The 15,916-nt window shown below is 69.8% G+C and carries 14 protein-coding genes; 5 read left to right on the forward strand and 9 right to left on the reverse strand.

Features of this window, described 5'->3' with window-relative positions:
* The first annotated feature begins 3 nt into the window (after positions 1-3).
* Both ACRWK7_RS30720 and ACRWK7_RS30725 read left to right on the forward strand, forming a co-directional pair.
* Positions 4-531, forward strand: coding sequence for a phage tail protein (locus tag ACRWK7_RS30720; protein WP_431860947.1), 528 nt, complete (start codon positions 4-6; stop codon positions 529-531).
* A complete protein-coding gene (locus ACRWK7_RS30725; protein ID WP_431860949.1) occupies positions 531-1,079 on the forward strand; it encodes a GNAT family N-acetyltransferase in 549 nt (182 codons plus the stop codon). The genes ACRWK7_RS30720 and ACRWK7_RS30725 overlap by 1 nt, the downstream gene beginning before the upstream one ends.
* Before the next feature lie 54 nt (positions 1,080-1,133).
* On the opposite strand, the gene ACRWK7_RS30730 is transcribed toward ACRWK7_RS30725, so the two are convergent.
* Positions 1,134-1,442: a DUF6916 family protein gene (locus tag ACRWK7_RS30730; protein ID WP_431860951.1), complete on the reverse strand. Its 309-nt coding sequence runs from the start codon at positions 1,440-1,442 to the stop codon at positions 1,134-1,136.
* A gap of 126 nt (positions 1,443-1,568) precedes the next feature.
* The gene (locus ACRWK7_RS30735; RefSeq protein WP_431860953.1) at positions 1,569-3,389 is read right to left on the reverse strand and encodes an ABC transporter ATP-binding protein; all 1,821 of its coding nucleotides are present in this window, start codon (positions 3,387-3,389) and stop codon (positions 1,569-1,571) included.
* Between the two features lie 152 nt (positions 3,390-3,541).
* Here ACRWK7_RS30735 and ACRWK7_RS30740 point away from each other — a divergent pair, with 152 nt between their 5' ends.
* A complete protein-coding gene (locus ACRWK7_RS30740; RefSeq protein WP_431860955.1) occupies positions 3,542-4,951 on the forward strand; it encodes an O-antigen ligase family protein in 1,410 nt (469 codons plus the stop codon).
* On the opposite strand, the gene ACRWK7_RS30745 is transcribed toward ACRWK7_RS30740, so the two are convergent.
* Positions 4,931-5,677, reverse strand: a complete 747-nt coding sequence (locus ACRWK7_RS30745; protein WP_431860957.1) for an FkbM family methyltransferase — start codon at positions 5,675-5,677, stop codon at positions 4,931-4,933. The two genes, ACRWK7_RS30740 and ACRWK7_RS30745, sit on opposite strands and share 21 nt — an antisense overlap.
* Before the next feature lie 117 nt (positions 5,678-5,794).
* Here ACRWK7_RS30745 and ACRWK7_RS30750 point away from each other — a divergent pair, with 117 nt between their 5' ends.
* Entirely contained in the window at positions 5,795-6,970 is a 1,176-nt protein-coding gene (locus ACRWK7_RS30750; protein WP_431860959.1) for a glycosyltransferase, read from the forward strand.
* Here the strand turns inward: ACRWK7_RS30750 and asnB are convergent.
* The 6 genes from asnB to ACRWK7_RS30780 form a co-directional block, all read right to left on the reverse strand.
* Positions 6,967-8,814, reverse strand: a complete 1,848-nt coding sequence (gene asnB, locus ACRWK7_RS30755; RefSeq protein ID WP_431860961.1) for an asparagine synthase (glutamine-hydrolyzing) — start codon at positions 8,812-8,814, stop codon at positions 6,967-6,969. The genes ACRWK7_RS30750 and asnB overlap by 4 nt on opposite strands.
* A 13-nt stretch (positions 8,815-8,827) precedes the next feature.
* On the reverse strand, positions 8,828-10,030 hold the full coding sequence (locus tag ACRWK7_RS30760; protein WP_431860963.1) for an O-antigen ligase family protein: 1,203 nt from the start codon (positions 10,028-10,030) through the stop codon (positions 8,828-8,830).
* A gap of 82 nt (positions 10,031-10,112) precedes the next feature.
* The gene (locus ACRWK7_RS30765) at positions 10,113-11,654 is read right to left on the reverse strand and encodes a hypothetical protein (protein WP_431860965.1); all 1,542 of its coding nucleotides are present in this window, start codon (positions 11,652-11,654) and stop codon (positions 10,113-10,115) included.
* Positions 11,651-12,361, reverse strand: a complete 711-nt coding sequence (locus tag ACRWK7_RS30770; RefSeq protein WP_431860967.1) for a class I SAM-dependent methyltransferase — start codon at positions 12,359-12,361, stop codon at positions 11,651-11,653. Before ACRWK7_RS30770 ends, ACRWK7_RS30765 begins: the two co-directional genes overlap by 4 nt.
* 100 nt (positions 12,362-12,461) lie before the next feature.
* Positions 12,462-13,637: a glycosyltransferase family 4 protein gene (locus tag ACRWK7_RS30775; RefSeq protein ID WP_431860969.1), complete on the reverse strand. Its 1,176-nt coding sequence runs from the start codon at positions 13,635-13,637 to the stop codon at positions 12,462-12,464.
* 6 nt (positions 13,638-13,643) lie between these two features.
* On the reverse strand, positions 13,644-14,837 hold the full coding sequence (locus ACRWK7_RS30780) for a glycosyltransferase family 9 protein (protein ID WP_431860970.1): 1,194 nt from the start codon (positions 14,835-14,837) through the stop codon (positions 13,644-13,646).
* A gap of 121 nt (positions 14,838-14,958) precedes the next feature.
* Here ACRWK7_RS30780 and ACRWK7_RS30785 point away from each other — a divergent pair, with 121 nt between their 5' ends.
* On the forward strand, positions 14,959-15,912 hold the full coding sequence (locus ACRWK7_RS30785; protein WP_431860972.1) for a hypothetical protein: 954 nt from the start codon (positions 14,959-14,961) through the stop codon (positions 15,910-15,912).
* Positions 15,913-15,916 lie beyond the last annotated feature (4 nt).

Raw genomic sequence — 15,916 nt, forward strand, 5'->3', positions numbered from 1 at the left:
ACAATGGATGCCTTCTACGGAGAGATCCGGATCTTCGGCTTCAACTTCCCGCCGCAGAACTGGGCGCAGTGCAACGGCCAGACGCTGCAGATCATGCAGTTCCAGGTGCTCTACACCATCCTCGGGGTTCAGTTCGGCGGTGACGGCCAGAGCACGTTCAAGCTGCCGAACCTCATGGGCAGCGCGGTGTGCAACACGGGTCAGAGCCCCGGATTGACCAGCCGCGCCTTCGGCAAGAGCTTCGGCGCTACCGCGGTGACGCTGCTGCAGACGCAGATGCCGGCCCACCAGCACACGCTGAATGCCGTCAGCGCCACCGTTGCGCAGTTGACCAACACCCCGACCACCGCGTCGCGCATAGCGCGCACGAACAGCCAGCTCGACTACACCAACACCGACGCCTACGACACCACCCTGGCGCCGCAGATGGTCGGCGTGGTGGGCGGCGGCGGGCCGCACGAGAACCGGCAGCCGTTCCTGGTGATGAACTTCTGCATCTGCACGTACGGCGAATACCCGCTGAAGGCCTGATGACCGACAACGCGATCGCAGCTTCCGACGTGCCGGATCGGCGACCCTTCGCCGTTCCGGCCGTCCTCGTTGGCCAGGGCGTCCTCCTCCGTCGGCAGACGGAGGAGGACGTGCCGTTCCTGTGCCGCCTCTACGTTTCCCTGCGCTGGGAAGAGGTGCAGCGCGTTCCGCAATGGGACGACGAGTTCCGCCTCGCCTTCCTGGAGGACCAGTACAGCAAGCAGCACCATCACTACACCACCCACTACACCCGCTCCGACTTCTTCATCGTCGAGCGGAACGGCGAGCCGGTCGGCCGCCTGCTCCTCGACCGTGGCCATCACTCGGACCTGCGCGTGGTCGACATCGCCTTCCTGCCCGAAGCGCGCGGCAAGGGCTTCGGCACCGCCTTCCTCACCGCCGTGCAGGAGGAGGCCCGCGCCGAGGGCAAGAAGGTCAGCATCCACGTCGAGCAGGAAAACCCTGCCAAGCGCCTCTACGCGCGCGTAGGCTTCCGGGACATCAGCCAGACCGGCCCGTACTGGCTCATGGAGTGGGAGCCGGCGTAAGCCCGCACCCACCGCGAAACGGCGAAGGGGGCCTCGCGGCCCCCTTCCTTCTGTTCAGTTGAACACCGCCTGGTAGCGGATCGTGCCGTCGTCGTTTCGCGCGATGGGGACCAGGAAGATCTCCAGCTCTCCCATCGCCTCGTGCTTCAGCGGCAGGATCTGCTGGTTGAACTGGATGTCCGTGCGGCTGCCATGGAAGAACAGCGAGAAGGGGTCGCGCTTCTTCATCGGGTGGTCGTACGAGGGCAGCGCCGTCGCGTTCACCAGCGTGAACGTCTCCTGCGCCTCGGGGTGTTGCAGCACGAAGGCGGTGCCGACATGCGGCGTGAAGGAGTCGAGAACCAGCGTCGAAAGATCGATCATGCTGCCTGTCCGGAAGGGCACGGTGGAAATGATGACAAGTGTGCCACGTCCCCCGCCTCCGCCGCAAATGGTTGAGCATCAACCACGCCATTCATCCTATGGACGCATACCTGGGTATGCCGCAGCCTAGCGCACCAACTGCAGGCGGGCGAGCAGCCCGGCGGCGGAACGCTCCACCTCGTTCCACGACCCGGCCGCCACGACCCGGCCGCCGTCCAGCACCACGACTCGGTCGGCCCCACGCACGGTCGAGGCGCGGTGCGCCACCACGACGACGGTGACGCGGCCGCGCAGCGCCTCCAGCGCGCCGAGCACGCGGCGCTCACTCTCGGCGTCCAGCGCGCTGGTCGCCTCGTCGAGGATCAGCAGGTCCGGCTCGCGCAGCAGCGCACGGGCCAGCGCCAGCCGCTGGCGCTCGCCGCCGGACAGCGTCGCGCCGCGGTCACCGACGACGGTGTCCAGGCCGTGCGGCAGCGCCCGCACGAAGTCCGCGGCGGCGGCCCGCTCCAACGCCGCCCACAGCCGCGTCTCGTCGATGGAGACGTCCCAGAGCGTCAGGTTGGCGCGGACGCTCTCGTGGAACAGGAAGCTGTCCTGCGGCACATAGCCGATGCGGCGGCGCCAGGCTCGCCGCGCCGTGCCGTCGAGCGGCTGCCCGTCAACCAGGATGCGCCCGCCGGCCGGCGCCGTCAGTCCGAGCAGAAGGTCGACCAGCGTCGATTTGCCCGCGCCGGACGGACCGACCACCGCCGTGATGACCCGCGCCGGAATCGCCGCGCTCACCGCGTGCAGGGTCGCCGCGCCGTCGTCAGCGTGGCGGTAGGACACCGCCTCCAGCACGATCTCCCCTTCCAGCCCCGGCGCGGCGGCGTCCGTCCCGCCCGGTTCGGCGGCGGCGCGCAGGCGGGACAGCAGCTCAGTGACCGCAGCGTGCGCGGGCAGCGTGTGCAGCATCGTCCGCCAGACATCCTGGATGCGCATCGCCGCCCCCGCCAGACGGGCGAAGGCGGCGATCAGGACCAGCGTATCGGCCAGCGCCAACCCGAAGCCGCGCACCGCGACCAGCACCATCAGCGCCGCCGTAACCGCCGCCGCGGTTTGAAGGACTCCGCGGGCGGCTCCGGAGGCGCGGACATACGCCATCTGCCGGTCGCGCAAGGTCCGCAGGCGCTGCCCAAAGCCCCCGCGCCGCGCCGCCTCCAGCCCGTAGCCACGCACCACCCGCATGCCGGCAAGATCGTCCGCGATGTCCGCCTGCAACGCCTGCGACGCGCGCCCGACCGCTTGGCCGAGCACGAAGGTGCGGTGGTTCAGCGGCCGCAGCAACGCCGCCGCCACTGCTCCCAGCGTCACCGCCGCCGCGGTCATTGCCGGCGACAGGCCAGCGGCCACCGCCAGCAGCACCGGGATCTCCACCACCCAGCCGGCGAGCCGCAGCAGAAACTCCAGTCCCTGACCGGCGCGAGCGCTTTCGGTGGTGAGCGCGTGCGTCACGTCCGAGCCCCGCAGGCGGGCGAACGCGCGCCACTCCATGCCCAGCAGCGCGGCATGCAGCCGCCCGCGCACATGGTCGATGTAATCCAGCCGCAGCGCCGCCACCGCCGCACCGCGCGCCTGAACCAGCGCGGCGGCGGCCGCGACGAGAACCACATAGCCGGCCAGCGCGGCTTCCAGCCCCACCGCGCCGAGCCCCAGGCGGTGCAGCATCCCGCCGCCGAGCCGCGCCGAGGAGGCGACGCCCATCAGGTCGAGCAGCGGCACCAGCAGCAGCAACCCCACCCCCTCCGCGGCGACCGCCACCACGGTGAGCCCCATCAGCCACGCCAGCCGCCAGCCGGCGAACCCCGCGACGTCACGGACGAAGCGGCGGAAGCCGCCGGCCATCGAGGATGGGGCAGCCTCACCACCGGTCGGGCGGGCGGAAGCGGCGGAGGACGTCGGGATCATGCGGCCCAATGGGAGCAAGACGAGGGCGCCAGCATGATGGAAGAGGGTGCGGCAGGCAACCACCCCTCCCCAGGGCTGTAGGATGATCCTATTCACTCGCGCCGAAGGCAACTACACTCGCCGGCGTTTCCGATCCTCCGCCCGTGATCCGCATGAGCGCCAACACCATCCTTTTCCGCCTGCTGCTGGCCGCCACGCTGCTGGCGCCCCTTCCGCTGGGCAGCAACCGTCCGTGGGCCTGGAGCCTGCTGGCCGTGGTCGTCGGCGCGCTGCTCCTGGCGTGGTCGGTCCGCATGGCGTTGGGACGCGCCCCGGCGGCGGTGCCGTTTTCCCGTCTGTGGCCGGTCGCGCTGCCCTACGGCCTGGTGCTGGCCTGGGCCTTTCTCCAGACCACAACGGCGACCGCCTCCGGGCTCTGGCATCCGATGTGGGGAGAGGCGCTGGCCGCGCTCGGGAGCCGCGCGGGGGCGGGTATGATCACCGCCGACCCCGCACTGACGATGACCGCCGTGCTGCGGCTCGCCTGCTACGCCGGGATCTTCTGGCTCTCGGTCCAACTCGGGCGCGACCGCGGACGGGCGCGAGAAGCCGTGGTCGCGCTGTGCGCCGCCGAGACCGTCTACGCCCTGTATGGCCTGATCGTCCACTTCGTGGGATGGGAAAGCATCCTGTGGCTGAAGAAGTGGGCCTATCTCGGCGACCTGACCAGCACCTTCGTCAACCGCAACGCCTACGGCGCTTACGCCGGGCTGGGCGTGGTGTGCTGCATCGGCCTGTTCGTGAACGCGCTGCGGCCATCCCATGCCGGCGGACGGCGCGCCTACGACATGGCCGAAGTCGTGCTGCTGCGCGCCCTTCCCTATCTGGCCTGCGGGCTGCTCATCGGCACAGCGCTGTTGCTGTCACACTCCCGCGGAGCGTTCCTGTCCACCGCTCTGGCGCTCGGCGTGCTGCTGCTGATCCTGGCGATGGGGGGCGTGATGCGGCCCCGTCTGGCTATACCGCTGACGGCCGCGGTGGCGCTCGTCGGTCTCGTGGCGCTGAGCACCAGCGGCGACGTGACGCTCTCCCGGCTGGTCGAGCAAACCTCCGAACAGCACGAGGCCGGCCGCGCCAATGTCTACCGCCTGACCCTCGACGCCATCACCGACGCCCCCTACACCGGGATGGGGCTGGGCGCGTTCCTGCCGGCGTTCCGCATGTACCGCGACACCACTCTGAGCGACCCGGTGGTGTGGGATCTTGCGCACAACATCCCGCTGGAACTGGCGATGGACCTCGGCATACCGGCGACGTTGCTGTTCGGCCTGCCTGTCCTGATCGTCCTGGCCATGTGCGTGCGCGGCGTGCTGCGGCGACGGCGCGACCGCATCTACCCGGCCCTGGCCATCGCCGGATCGGTGTTGCTGGGGGCGCACGGTCTGGTCGATTTCAGCGCCCAGATGCCTGCCATCGCCACCACGCTCGCCCTGCTTCTCGGGTTGGGCTACGCGCAGTCCTGGAACACCGAAGGCCGGGACGGCAAGCCGGCGGCGGACGGCTCAGGCGGGGCGCCGGCTTAGCAGAAGGTCGGCCTGCACGATGCGCCCGTCCCGGCCGCGGGCGAAGCCGCCCAAGCCGGCAAGCGCGAAGCCGCGGGCGCGCAAATGGTCGATGATCGCGTCCGCCAGCGGCTGCCCGTCGTACAGCGGCGTGAAGGAGACCTCCACGTAGACGTGCTCGACCGCCTCCAGGAGCCGCTCGCCACCAGCCAGCGCCAACAGCTCGCCGCCCTGAACGTCGAGCTTGAGCAGGATTGGCCGCGTCAGCCCATCGGCCGGAATCTCCGAATCGAGCCTCCGCACCGGCACCGGAATTTCAGCCACCGCGTCGGTGCCCGGCGCGAAGCGGATCTGCCCCGGCCCAATGGGCAGCAGCGACGAGTTGTCGGCGCGTCGGGAAACGTGCAGCTTCGCCTCCCCGTCGGAGGCACCAACGGCGCACCGGTGCAGGCGCACCCGCGGGTTGCCGGCAAACAGGCGACCGAGCACCGCCGCCGATGATTCCAGCGGTTCGAACGCGTGGACCGCGACGCTGGGACGCAGCGCCGTCATCAGAAGACTGAACTGGCCCACATTGGCGCCGACATCGATGACGGTCGCCACCTCCAGGTTCCGCAGCGCCGGCAGGCTCTCGACCGACGCCGCCACGCCGAAGCGCAGGCCGCGGCGGAACTCCCGCCGACCGAGCAGACGCAGCAGCTTGCCGAACCTTCGGATTGTGTCCTTCACCGCACCCATGCCCGTCATGTCGTCTTGCCCATGGAAAGCCGGCCGGATCGTATCGGCAGGTCCGCGGCGCTGTCGAGGAGGTTGCCAGAGGCCGGCGGTTTTCCTACCGTCAGCCGCCCTTTGTCACGGACCGAGATGCCAGACCCGATCCCTCCGCCCCGCGTGGCGCTCGTCACCACACACATCGCTCCGGCGGTCGGCTATGGCGGCATCGCGGAATCCACGGCGCGCATCGCCGGCGCCTGGGCGGCGGCCGGCCGTCCCTTTGCCCTGTGCGCGAGCGACGCGTCGGAGGGAACGCCGCACCTGCGGCCGGCCGAGGTCGGTCTGCCTGCGGCGGTGCCCGTCCACCTCTACCGGGCGCACGGCTGGAAACGCTGGGGCCTGGGCATCGGCGCGGCCCCGGAGATCCTTCGCGTCTGCCGGCAGGCCGAGGCGGTCTACATCAGCGGCATCGCCACCTGGCCGACCAGTCTCGCCGGGCTCGCGTGCCGGATGCTACGCCGCCCCTTCGTGGTCGCCGTGCGCGGCGGCCTCATGCCCGGCCACATCGAGCACATCCGCCGGCGCAAGCCGCTGAAATGGCTGTTCTACCGGATGGTGACGCTGCCGACGCTGACGATGGCGCGGGCCGTCCACGCCACCAGCACGGTGGAGGCGGACGGCGTGCGGGACCTGCTGCCGACGGTTCCGGTGGCGGTGGTGCCGAACGCCGTCGATCTGCGGGAATGGCCGCCGCTGCCGCCGCGGGCGCACGACGGCCGGAGGGTGACCGGCTACATCGGGCGACTGTCGCCGGAAAAGGGGATTCTGCCCTTCCTGCGGGCGTGGCTCGCCACCCGGCGCCCAGGCGACCGCTTCCTCGTCGCCGGCAGCGGCGACGGCAGCTACGCCGCCGAATTCGCCCGGCTGGCCGCCTCTGCGAACGGGGCGGTCGAGCTGCGCGGCTACCTGCGGCCGGACGGGGTCCGGGCGCTGCTGGCCGAAAGCGATCTGGTCGTGTTGCCGTCCGGCCTCGGCGAGGGGGGGCTGCGCGAGAACTTCGGCAATGCGGTGGTTGAAGCGCTGGCCTCGGGACGGCCGGCGCTGGTGACCCGCGGCATGGCGTGGGACGACCTGGAGGAGGAGGGCGCCGGCCTCGTGTTCGCCGCCGACGCATCGGGCGCACGATCCGCGATGGAGCGCGCGCAGGCGCTGAGCGTGGAGCGACTCGCCGCTATGGGCGCGGCAGCCCGTCGCCTGGCCGCGGACCGGTATGCCCTGGCACCGGTCGCCGACCGGCTGTGGCGGCTGGTTACGGAAGAGGTCTAGCCTCGGCCCGGAGTCATCGCTGGCACGAGCCAGTCCGATGCTCCAGGCAAGCGGGCGAGCAGATGGCGGGCCCAGCCGCGCCCCCCGCGCTCCACCGCCACGGCTTCGCCGCCCTCCATGAGCCAGCGGCGAACCGGTACGGTGAAGCCGGTCTTCGGCCGGCCGGCCAGCACCGCGCTGACCGCCGGGCCGGCGGCGGCGAGCAGGTCCGCCTTGTCCGGCGGGCGGGCGGCGCGAATCAGCGGGGCGAGCCCGCGGAAGAGGGCGCGGTCGACCAACGGCGTGCGGATCTCCACTCCATGTGCCATACCGGCCCAGTCGGCGTCGCGCAGCAGCTGGCTCCGCATGTACCAGGACAGCTCCAGCAGCATGACCTGGAGGTGTGGCGCGTCCACGCCCTGTACTGTGGCGGCGAGGCGGCCGCGCAGATCCAGCGCCTCCCACCCGGCCCGCGCCAGGGCGGGGTCGATCACCGCGGGCAGCTCCCACGGCATGAACAGGGCCCGGCGCAGCAACCAAGCGTCCGGCACCGTCGTCCCGTACTCGAGAACACCGGCGTATTTCGGCGAGGTCAGCCGGCCGAGCGCCGGGGCCGACACCGCCCGCACCGCCCTGCCGAGCCCCGGCACCCGGCCGAACGGGCGCAGCGCCGCCGCCAGGCGGGGAATCTGGCGAAACCCCGGATAGCCGCCCAGCAGCTCGTCGCCGCCGACTCCCGACAGTGCCACCTTGAGGCCGCGCCGGGCGGCGGCCTGACTGACCAGCCAGGTGTTGACGCCGTCGGTGGAGGGCTGGTCCATCGCCGCGAGCACCCGTTCCGCATCGGCGCGAAAGGCCGCGCCGGTCGCCCAATGCGTTTCACTCCGCGCTTCGCAGACCGTGGCGACCCGTTCGGCGATGGGAGCCTCGTCGTCGCCGGTGCCGCGGTATTCCTCGAACGCCAGGGTCAGCGCCGGCATGCCCGGTCCCGCCTCCGCCCTCGCGAGCGCCAGCAGAGTACCGGAATCGACACCTGCCGACAGGAACAGCCCCACCGGCACGTCGGCAACCAAATGGCGCCGGACGCTGCCGGCCGCCGCCGCCCGGAGCCGGGCGCGGCGCTCCGCCTCTCCCACTTCCGCCGGCGCAGCCGCCAGCAGCGTCTGGCGCGGACAGAAATGCGCCTGCGGACGGCTCACCCCATCGGCGTCCGCCCACAGCGCCGTGCCCGCGGGCAAGGCCCGGACGGAGCGGTGGAGGGTGTGCGGCTCGGGCACGTAGCCCAGCAGCAGGAAGCCGGCAACGCCCGCCGGGTCGGGCCCGTCGCCTTCGCCCCGGCCCGTTCCGGTGCTTGCGGCCAGCGCCTTCACCTGCGAGGCGAAGCGCAGCATGCCCCGTCCTTCGGAAAGATAGAGCGGCTTGATGCCGAACGGGTCGCGCGCCAACAGCAGGCCCTGCCGCGCCGCATCCCACAGCGCAAAGGCATACATGCCCTCCAGCCGCTCGACCAGCGCGGCCCCGTACCGGTCGTAGAGGTGCAGCAGCACCTCCGTGTCGGACGTGGTGCGGAAGACCGCGCCTTCCGACTGAAGCTCAGCGCGCAGGTCGTGGTGGTTGTAGATCTCGCCGTTGAAGCTGATACACAGCCGGCCGTCGGCCGACACCATGGGTTGCCCGCCTTCGGGGCCGGGCGCGATGATGGCGAGCCGCCGGTGTGCAAGGCCTATCCGGCCGGCGGTGTCGATCCACGCGCCCTGCCCGTCCGGCCCCCGCGCCGCCAGCGCCGCGCCGAGCCGGTCCAGCTCGTTCCCGTCAACCCGCCGGTGGTCGCGGCCCAAAGCCAGAATGCCCGCGATGCCGCACATGGCGAGGGCCCCCCTAAGGCACGGCCGACGGCTCGCCGGAACGCGTGAGGGCGCCCGATGCTTCGGAACGAAATCCCGGCGAGACGCCCTTCCGCGAGATCGCCGCCAGAAGCGCGACTTCGAAGACGATCGCGCCGAAGTTCAGGTTGATGCTGCGCGGATACGTCATGATCAGCACCATATAGCCGACCAGCGTCGCCAGCAGCGCCGGCTGGCGCTGGCCGGCCCGCTTGATGCCCGCCGCGAGCAAAGCCAGAACGAATAGAAAGTAGACCAGACCGCCTTCCGATCCGATGATGAGGAATCCGTTGTGGACGTCCGAGTTGGTTCCGAAGCCGGTTCCGAGCAGCGGGTTTTCCAACCAGATCTCCCACGCGTCGATCCAGGCGTCGACACGTCCAGTCAGACCGCTTTCCAGACCGCGGTTCTCATCATGGAGGAACAGGACGTCCTCGTAGAGGAAATCGAGCACAATGCTCTCGACCTTGCTCCAGTTGAAGCCGATGAGGCCGAGGGAGAGAACGCCGATGCCGCCGAGCGTCGTGCCGATGACCAGGCCGGGGCGACGCGCCGCGCTCTGCGCGCCGGCAATCAGGCCGTAGAGCAACAGGGCGACCGCGACTCCGGCCATGGCGCCGCGCGACTGGGCCAAGTACATCATGAAGACCGACACCACATTCGAGATTACGAACAGTGCCCGCTTGCGGCGGTAGAAAAGAGAACAGCACGTCACCCCGAAGCAGAGCATCCCCCACCAGTTGGGATGGGTATGCTCGGTAGTGAACCGGTCGCCGTCGGTTGCGTGCTCCAACGTCGCAAGCGCGTAGAGAAGGAAACCGAGCATCAGGACGCCGCACCATCGAAGAACACGCTCGGGCAGATGCGGATCGCTGTCGGAAGCGATAAGGCTCGCGGTGAACAGCATGAAAGCGACGTTCAGCGATACGACAACCGCCATGACCACGCCGTCTTCGACGTAGTTCTCGATGTTGATCAGCGTACTGATCAGGGCGATCATGGTGTAGCCGACCGGCACGTAAAGCAGCTGGAGCAGGACGCCGGGCCGCATTCTTCGCAGCATCAACTGGATGTAGATGGGCAGCAGAAGCGCCACCACGGTGCCTTGCACGATGGCGCCGGCAGTGCCTGTCCAGAAGAACGTGACCGTCATGCTGACGATGATGGCCGCGTAGATGACGTCTACGTATTTGCTCATGATGCTCCGGCCGGCCGGCCCTCGTCGGTGTATCCGCACATCGCCGTCTTGGCGCCGCGGCCGTCCCGCGCGTCCATTTCCCTCATCGGAACTCCCGTGCCAATCGGCACACCAGGGTCGTGCGCTGGCGTGCGTCGAGCAGAAGGTAGTAGGCCGGCCCCACGGCCAGCACCGTCCACAGTCCCATGGTCACCATCAACCCGGAAAGACTGCCGGGCGGTGCCAGCCAATCCGCAGCCAACGCCGCGCCGGCACCGAACAACAGGCTCAGGACCGCCGTGCCATAGAGCGGCCCCAAAAACGTCAGCATCCGCACCTCGAGAAGGCGGCCGACCACGGCAACGGACCGAAGGCCTGGCGTCACCAGTTCCGCCGCTCCGACGGCCAAGGCCGCTCCCACCGGGCCAAGCCCGGCCGCCAGCAGCGCAACGCACAGTCCGGCGCCAAGCGGTATCTGCAACGCGAAGGCTGCCGCCAACGTCCTGGGATGATCGGTGTGCCGCAGGAGCCACGTGCTGCCCAGACTAGGCCCCAGCGCCAGCGTGGTTCCCAGGAAGATGCCCGCCAGAACCGGATCGAAGGCAACGGCACCCTTGGTCCACAGGACGAAGAATGCCGGCCCCAGAACCATGCTCATCCCCATGAGGAGCCCGGACAGCCCACCGATCATCCGTCCGGATTCCGCGTACATGCGCACGATGCCGGCGGCGTCCCGTTGCGCATGCTGGCGCGCCATCTCCAGCGAGGCGACGATGAAAAGCTGCGTCGCCGCCTGCCGCGTCAGGCCGGTAAAGGTGCGCATCGTCGTGAAGGCAACGGTTGCCCCGGGCTCCGCCATCAGTCCCAGCAGCACGACCGGCATCTGCATGTGAACCAGCGCCGCGGTCGCCGTGACCGAATAGAAGGGCGCCCTGGCCACCAGTTCCGCCAGTTCGCCCCGGTTCGGAGGGCGTATGCGCAGCGGCAGGTCGGCGTAGCGTCGCCGCACGTCCGCGAGCACAACGCCCCAGCCCAGCAGGACGCTCGCCGCAAGATTGGCCGCGGCGGTTCCGAGCAGGCCGCCTCCAAGACCCGCGCTCGCCGCCGGCACCACAAGCATGGCGCCGAAATAGATGAGGTTGACACCGGTCTCACGGCCATGCTCACCCCGGGCCGAGTAGATCGAGACGACCAACGCGCGTGGAATTCCCAGCAGGTGCATGAGGCCGAGCAGCACGAACGTGGTTTCGGCGTCAGCTTCCTCCGTGAGTCCAAGCAGGCCCGACACGTCGAGGATCGAAGCGGAGGCCAGCAGCAACGCCGTGCCGGCGACGGTCAGTCCGCTACACACGCCCAGCCCCACCTGGAACAGGCGGCGGTACATCTCAGCCTCGCCGCGGCTCCAGGCAGCGCGCAGACGGTTGCCGAGCGCAGCCACGACACCGAAGTCGGCCAGCCCGAAAAATCCGGCTGCGGCGTTGAGCGCAAGCCACCTGCCGTAGGCCTGCATGCTCCAAAAATGAAGGAAGATCGGAACGACGAGGAGTTGGAGCGACAGCAGAACCGCAAGATTGATGCCCTGCATTCCATAACCGGCGGCCAGACGGCGCAGGAGCCCGTCGTTGGTCGGGGGCCGCACGATCATCCTTTCCTCGCTTCGAGCGCCAGTTCGGCCTGATCGCCCTCGTAGAAGCGGCTTTTCTCCTCGACCATCGCGAAATCAGCAATGTCGGCATCGCCGAACCGACAGCGCCGGACCGTTGCGAAGCCCGCCTCCTTCAAAGCATCGGTGAGCGAAGCCTCGTCCCACATCCAGAGGTGCGCGCTGTTGCCAAACAGCATGCCGAGCCACCCGAACAGGCCGCGGGGGCGCTCCTCGACACCCAGCAGGGTGGACCTCATGAAGGCCGTGGCGGCCTGACGGTCTCCAGCAGCCAAGGCCTGCAGATACGCGGCCGCACGCCATTGCAGGTCGGGCACCACCAGCCGGAACGTTCCGCCCGGCTTCAGCATCCGATAAGTGTTGCGAAGAGCCCGCCGGCAATCCTGGTAGGACAAATGTTCCAGCACGTGGCTGGCGTAGACGCAGTCGACGGTGCTGTCGGGGAAAGGCAGTCCCTTGACGATGTCGCCGAAGCGGGCTCCGTCCGGAAAGGGTGCCGCGTTCTTGACGTACAACCTTCCGATCAAGGGAAGCTTCTCGAACCGCAAGGTGGGCGATGCATCGAAGTTCTGCCAGCCCGCCTGCACCGACCAGCCGCATCCGTACTGCACACGCACCGGAGCCGGCGAGGCGGTGTCGGCGCCGACCGGGGCGGCGGAGGCATCCGGATGAACGGCGTTCGAAATCATGAGCCCAATGTTCGCATACGGTGACATCGCGACGGCGTGGCCACACCGAATTCTAGAAACAATACACCGCCGTTATCAACCGGAGACAAGCGGCCCGCCCTCAGCTTCCCTCGCCGAGGCCGAGTGCCCGGCGCAGGCCGCGGACGTCGGCCTCGAAGTCCCACCCGCCGACGATCTCAAGGCTGCGCCGGCCCATGCGCGGGGCGCGCTCCGGATCGGCCAGCGTCTCGTGCAGGGTGCGGGCCAGCGCGTCGATGTCGCCGGCGGGATAGATGAACCCGTTGTCGCCGTCGTGGACGAGGTCGGCGCCGCTGCCGACCTGATCGCTCACGATGACCGCCTTGCCGAGGTTCATCACCTCGTTCACCACCAGCCCCCAGGTTTCGCGGACCGAGGGCAGCACGAAAACGTCGCACAGCGCGTACCACGACTGCAGTTCCCGTTGTCCCCTGAAACCGAGGAACCGAACGGTGTCCATGCCGGCGGCGCGCTGTTCGAGTTCGGCGCGCATCTCGCCGTCCCCGATGAAGATCAGGTGCGGAACACGGGACATGCCCGGCAGGCGGCGGAACGCCTCCAGCAGATGCTCGGGATGTTTGCGGGGGTGCATCTTGGAGGCGTAGAGAATGATGGGAGCCCCCTCCGGGATGCCCAGGCTGCGGCGCAACTCCGCGGTGCCGCCCCCGTTACGGGCGCGGAAGAAGGTGTTGTCGACCGCGTAGGGCATAAAGCCAAGCTTGCGCTCGGGAACGCCGAGCATACGCCAATAGGCTGCGTTGAGCGTGCCGATGGCGAGGAAGCGGTCGACCAGCGGGGCGTAGGCGGCGAAAAACGCGCGCTTCAGCGCCTGCTTCAACGGCCCGCGCGCGGCGCTGGTGGCCGTCGGTTCGTCGCGCACCGCCACGCGCACGCCCAACGCGCGGGCGGCGACCGCCGCCTGATAGCTGATGAAGCGGTGATAGTTCAGGATCAGCAGCCAATCGAAGCCCCCCTGCTTCAGCCGGCGGGACAGGCCCCGGTTGAACGGCCGCCAGAACGTCTGCGGGTGCGGCCAGGGCCGCCACGCCGGCAGCACCTCGCTGTCGTAGCCCTCCAACAGTGGAACGTCCCATTCGACCGTCGTGGCGAACTCCGTATCAAAGAAGGCCCGGGTCGAGAAATCGCTGCAGAAGAACACCTTCAGTGCGATGTCCGGCTCCTGCGCCAGACGGCGGAAGAGCGGCGCCTGATATTGAATGGGGTGCGTGGCGAGGACGGCGATCCGGGTCGGAGGCATGGCGCCCTACGGCTTTGAACGGTGGGGCGGCGCGGACGCCAGGGTCGCCGTGCAGGCTTCCAGAACCCGGTCCACGCCGATGCCGGCAAGGCACGCGCCGCGCTGCTCGACGCAACGGCTGAGGGCGCACCCCGCGCAGGGCGTGGGATGGTAGAGCACGCTGTGCCGTCCGTTGCCGGGGAACCAGATTCCGGGAAGGTTGTTGCCGGCGAAGATCGCCACGGTCGGCACGCCGACGGCCGCCGCCATGTGCATGGGCCCGCTATCGACACCCACGAACATCCTGGCCCGCCTCAACATCGCCATGTGCACCCGGGGATTCGGCTGCACGCTGACCAGGACCGGCCCAGGCCAGAGCGCGGCCAAGCGGTCCGAACGCTCCCGGTCGGCCGCTCCCCCCAGCAGCATCAGACCGAGGGAAGGCGTACGGGCCGCCAGGCGCGTGAACAGGGCCGTCCAGTTCGCCTCACCCCAGTCGCGAACAGGCGAGCGCACCCCAATGCAGGCGGCGATGAAATCGGCCGTTCCTTGCCACCCGGCGAACCGGCGCTCCGCCTCCTCCTCTTCGTCGGGAAGCAGGTCAGGATCCCAGCTCTCGGGCGCGTCCAGCCGCGCGTCCCCCAGGGGAGCGAGCGTGCGGGCCAGCCTTGCGGCCTCCGCCTCGCAGAGGCCGGTTTCCGCCTCGCAGCGGTGGCGGACGAGGTCGGGCGTGAGTGGCACGCCGACGATTTGCGGAATGCCGCACAGACGGAAGAACAGCCAATCGCGCCACGCGGCGGCCAAGCCCCGTTGCTCGGCCAGGTAGACAAGGAGGTCCGGGGCGAAATCCCGAATCTGCCGGCGGAGCGCGAGCAGCGCGGCCGGATGCCGTTCCCCGACGTCGTACTCGATGACGGTGTCGGCAAGCCCGCTACCACGCAGAAGGGCCGGCACACCGGTCTCGGGGGCACCGGCACGCGCCGTGAGCAAAGCGAACTCCGCGCCGGGGAGCGAGCGCCGGATCAACTTCAGCGCCGGCAGCGCAACCAGCGTGTCGCCGATGCTGCCCAGCCTGTATATGAGGACACGCCTGGACCGGCGGCTCGGCCCGATCTTCGGGCCGACGGGCTGGCGCCCCAACATTCGTTCCTCCCGCTCCGTGCGTTGCGGCAACCGGCGATATATCAACGCCTGGAATTTGGCAACCCGTTCCGCGAGCATCAGCCGCGATCCGCCTTGCAGTCCGCGTGCGGAGCGACTGTAATACGCCTCTGTGTCAATAAACCCATCGGGGCCGCTTGTTCCACCTCAACGATCGCCGCCATGACGGCCCGATACCCCCATGATGAGCGTGGCGCTGCGCAACCGGCTGCGCCGGTTCGCCCAAGTGGTGGATCCCGACTACCGGCTGCGCGGCATGCCGCGGCGGCTGCGCGGAGCGTGGTTCACCTGCACCCACGCCGTGGCCGGACCCGACGAAGCCAACCGGGCCATCGCCGAGACGATCCTGGACGGGCGGCCGGCGGCCATCGGCAAGATCGGCAATTCCGAACTGCGCATCGTGCTGCGCTGGTTGGCGTCCGGTGGCCGCACGGCCCGTTTTCCCGCTTGGCTGCGGGACGAGGCGCTGGTCGGCCCCGGGGTCTTTCCACCCGACGACCGGACGCTGGCGCGCTTCTCCGAGTTTTTCCTGGAGCGGTTGGGCGCCGTCGACCTTCTGGGGGTCTGGTACAACGAGGGAGAGGCGCGGGTGGTCCGCACGGCGGCCCCGCGGGCGCGCTGCATCAACGTCGAAGGGCTTGAGCCCTACCGCTTCGCCGCCCCCTGGACCCGCGCACTGGAAGGCAAGCGGGTGGTGGTGGTGACCCCCTTCGCCCGCACGGCCGCCGCGCAGTACGCGCGGCGTAGCGCCGTCTGGCCCACCACGACGCCGCTGCTGCCCGACGTCGACCTGCGGGTGGTGACCGCGCCGTTCAGCCCGGCGCTCGCCCCACCTGCCCACGCCGACTGGTTCGCGCGCCACAAGGCGATGGCCGAGGAGCTCGAACGCGAGCCCTTCGACGTGGCGGTGGTGGGAGCCGGCGCGCTGTCCATCCCGCTGTGCGCGCACGCCAAGCGGCTGGGGCGCATCGGCATCCATACCGGCGGCGCCACGCAGGTGCTGTTCGGCATCCTGGGCCGGCGCTTCGACGGCGCCGCCGAGGTCGCCCCCCTGGTCAACGCGCATTGGTGCCGCCCGCTGCCGGAGGAAACGCCGGCGGCGAACCGGCTGGTGGAGAACGGCGCCTACTGGTGACCGG

The organism is Azospirillum sp. (genome assembly GCF_050789165.1).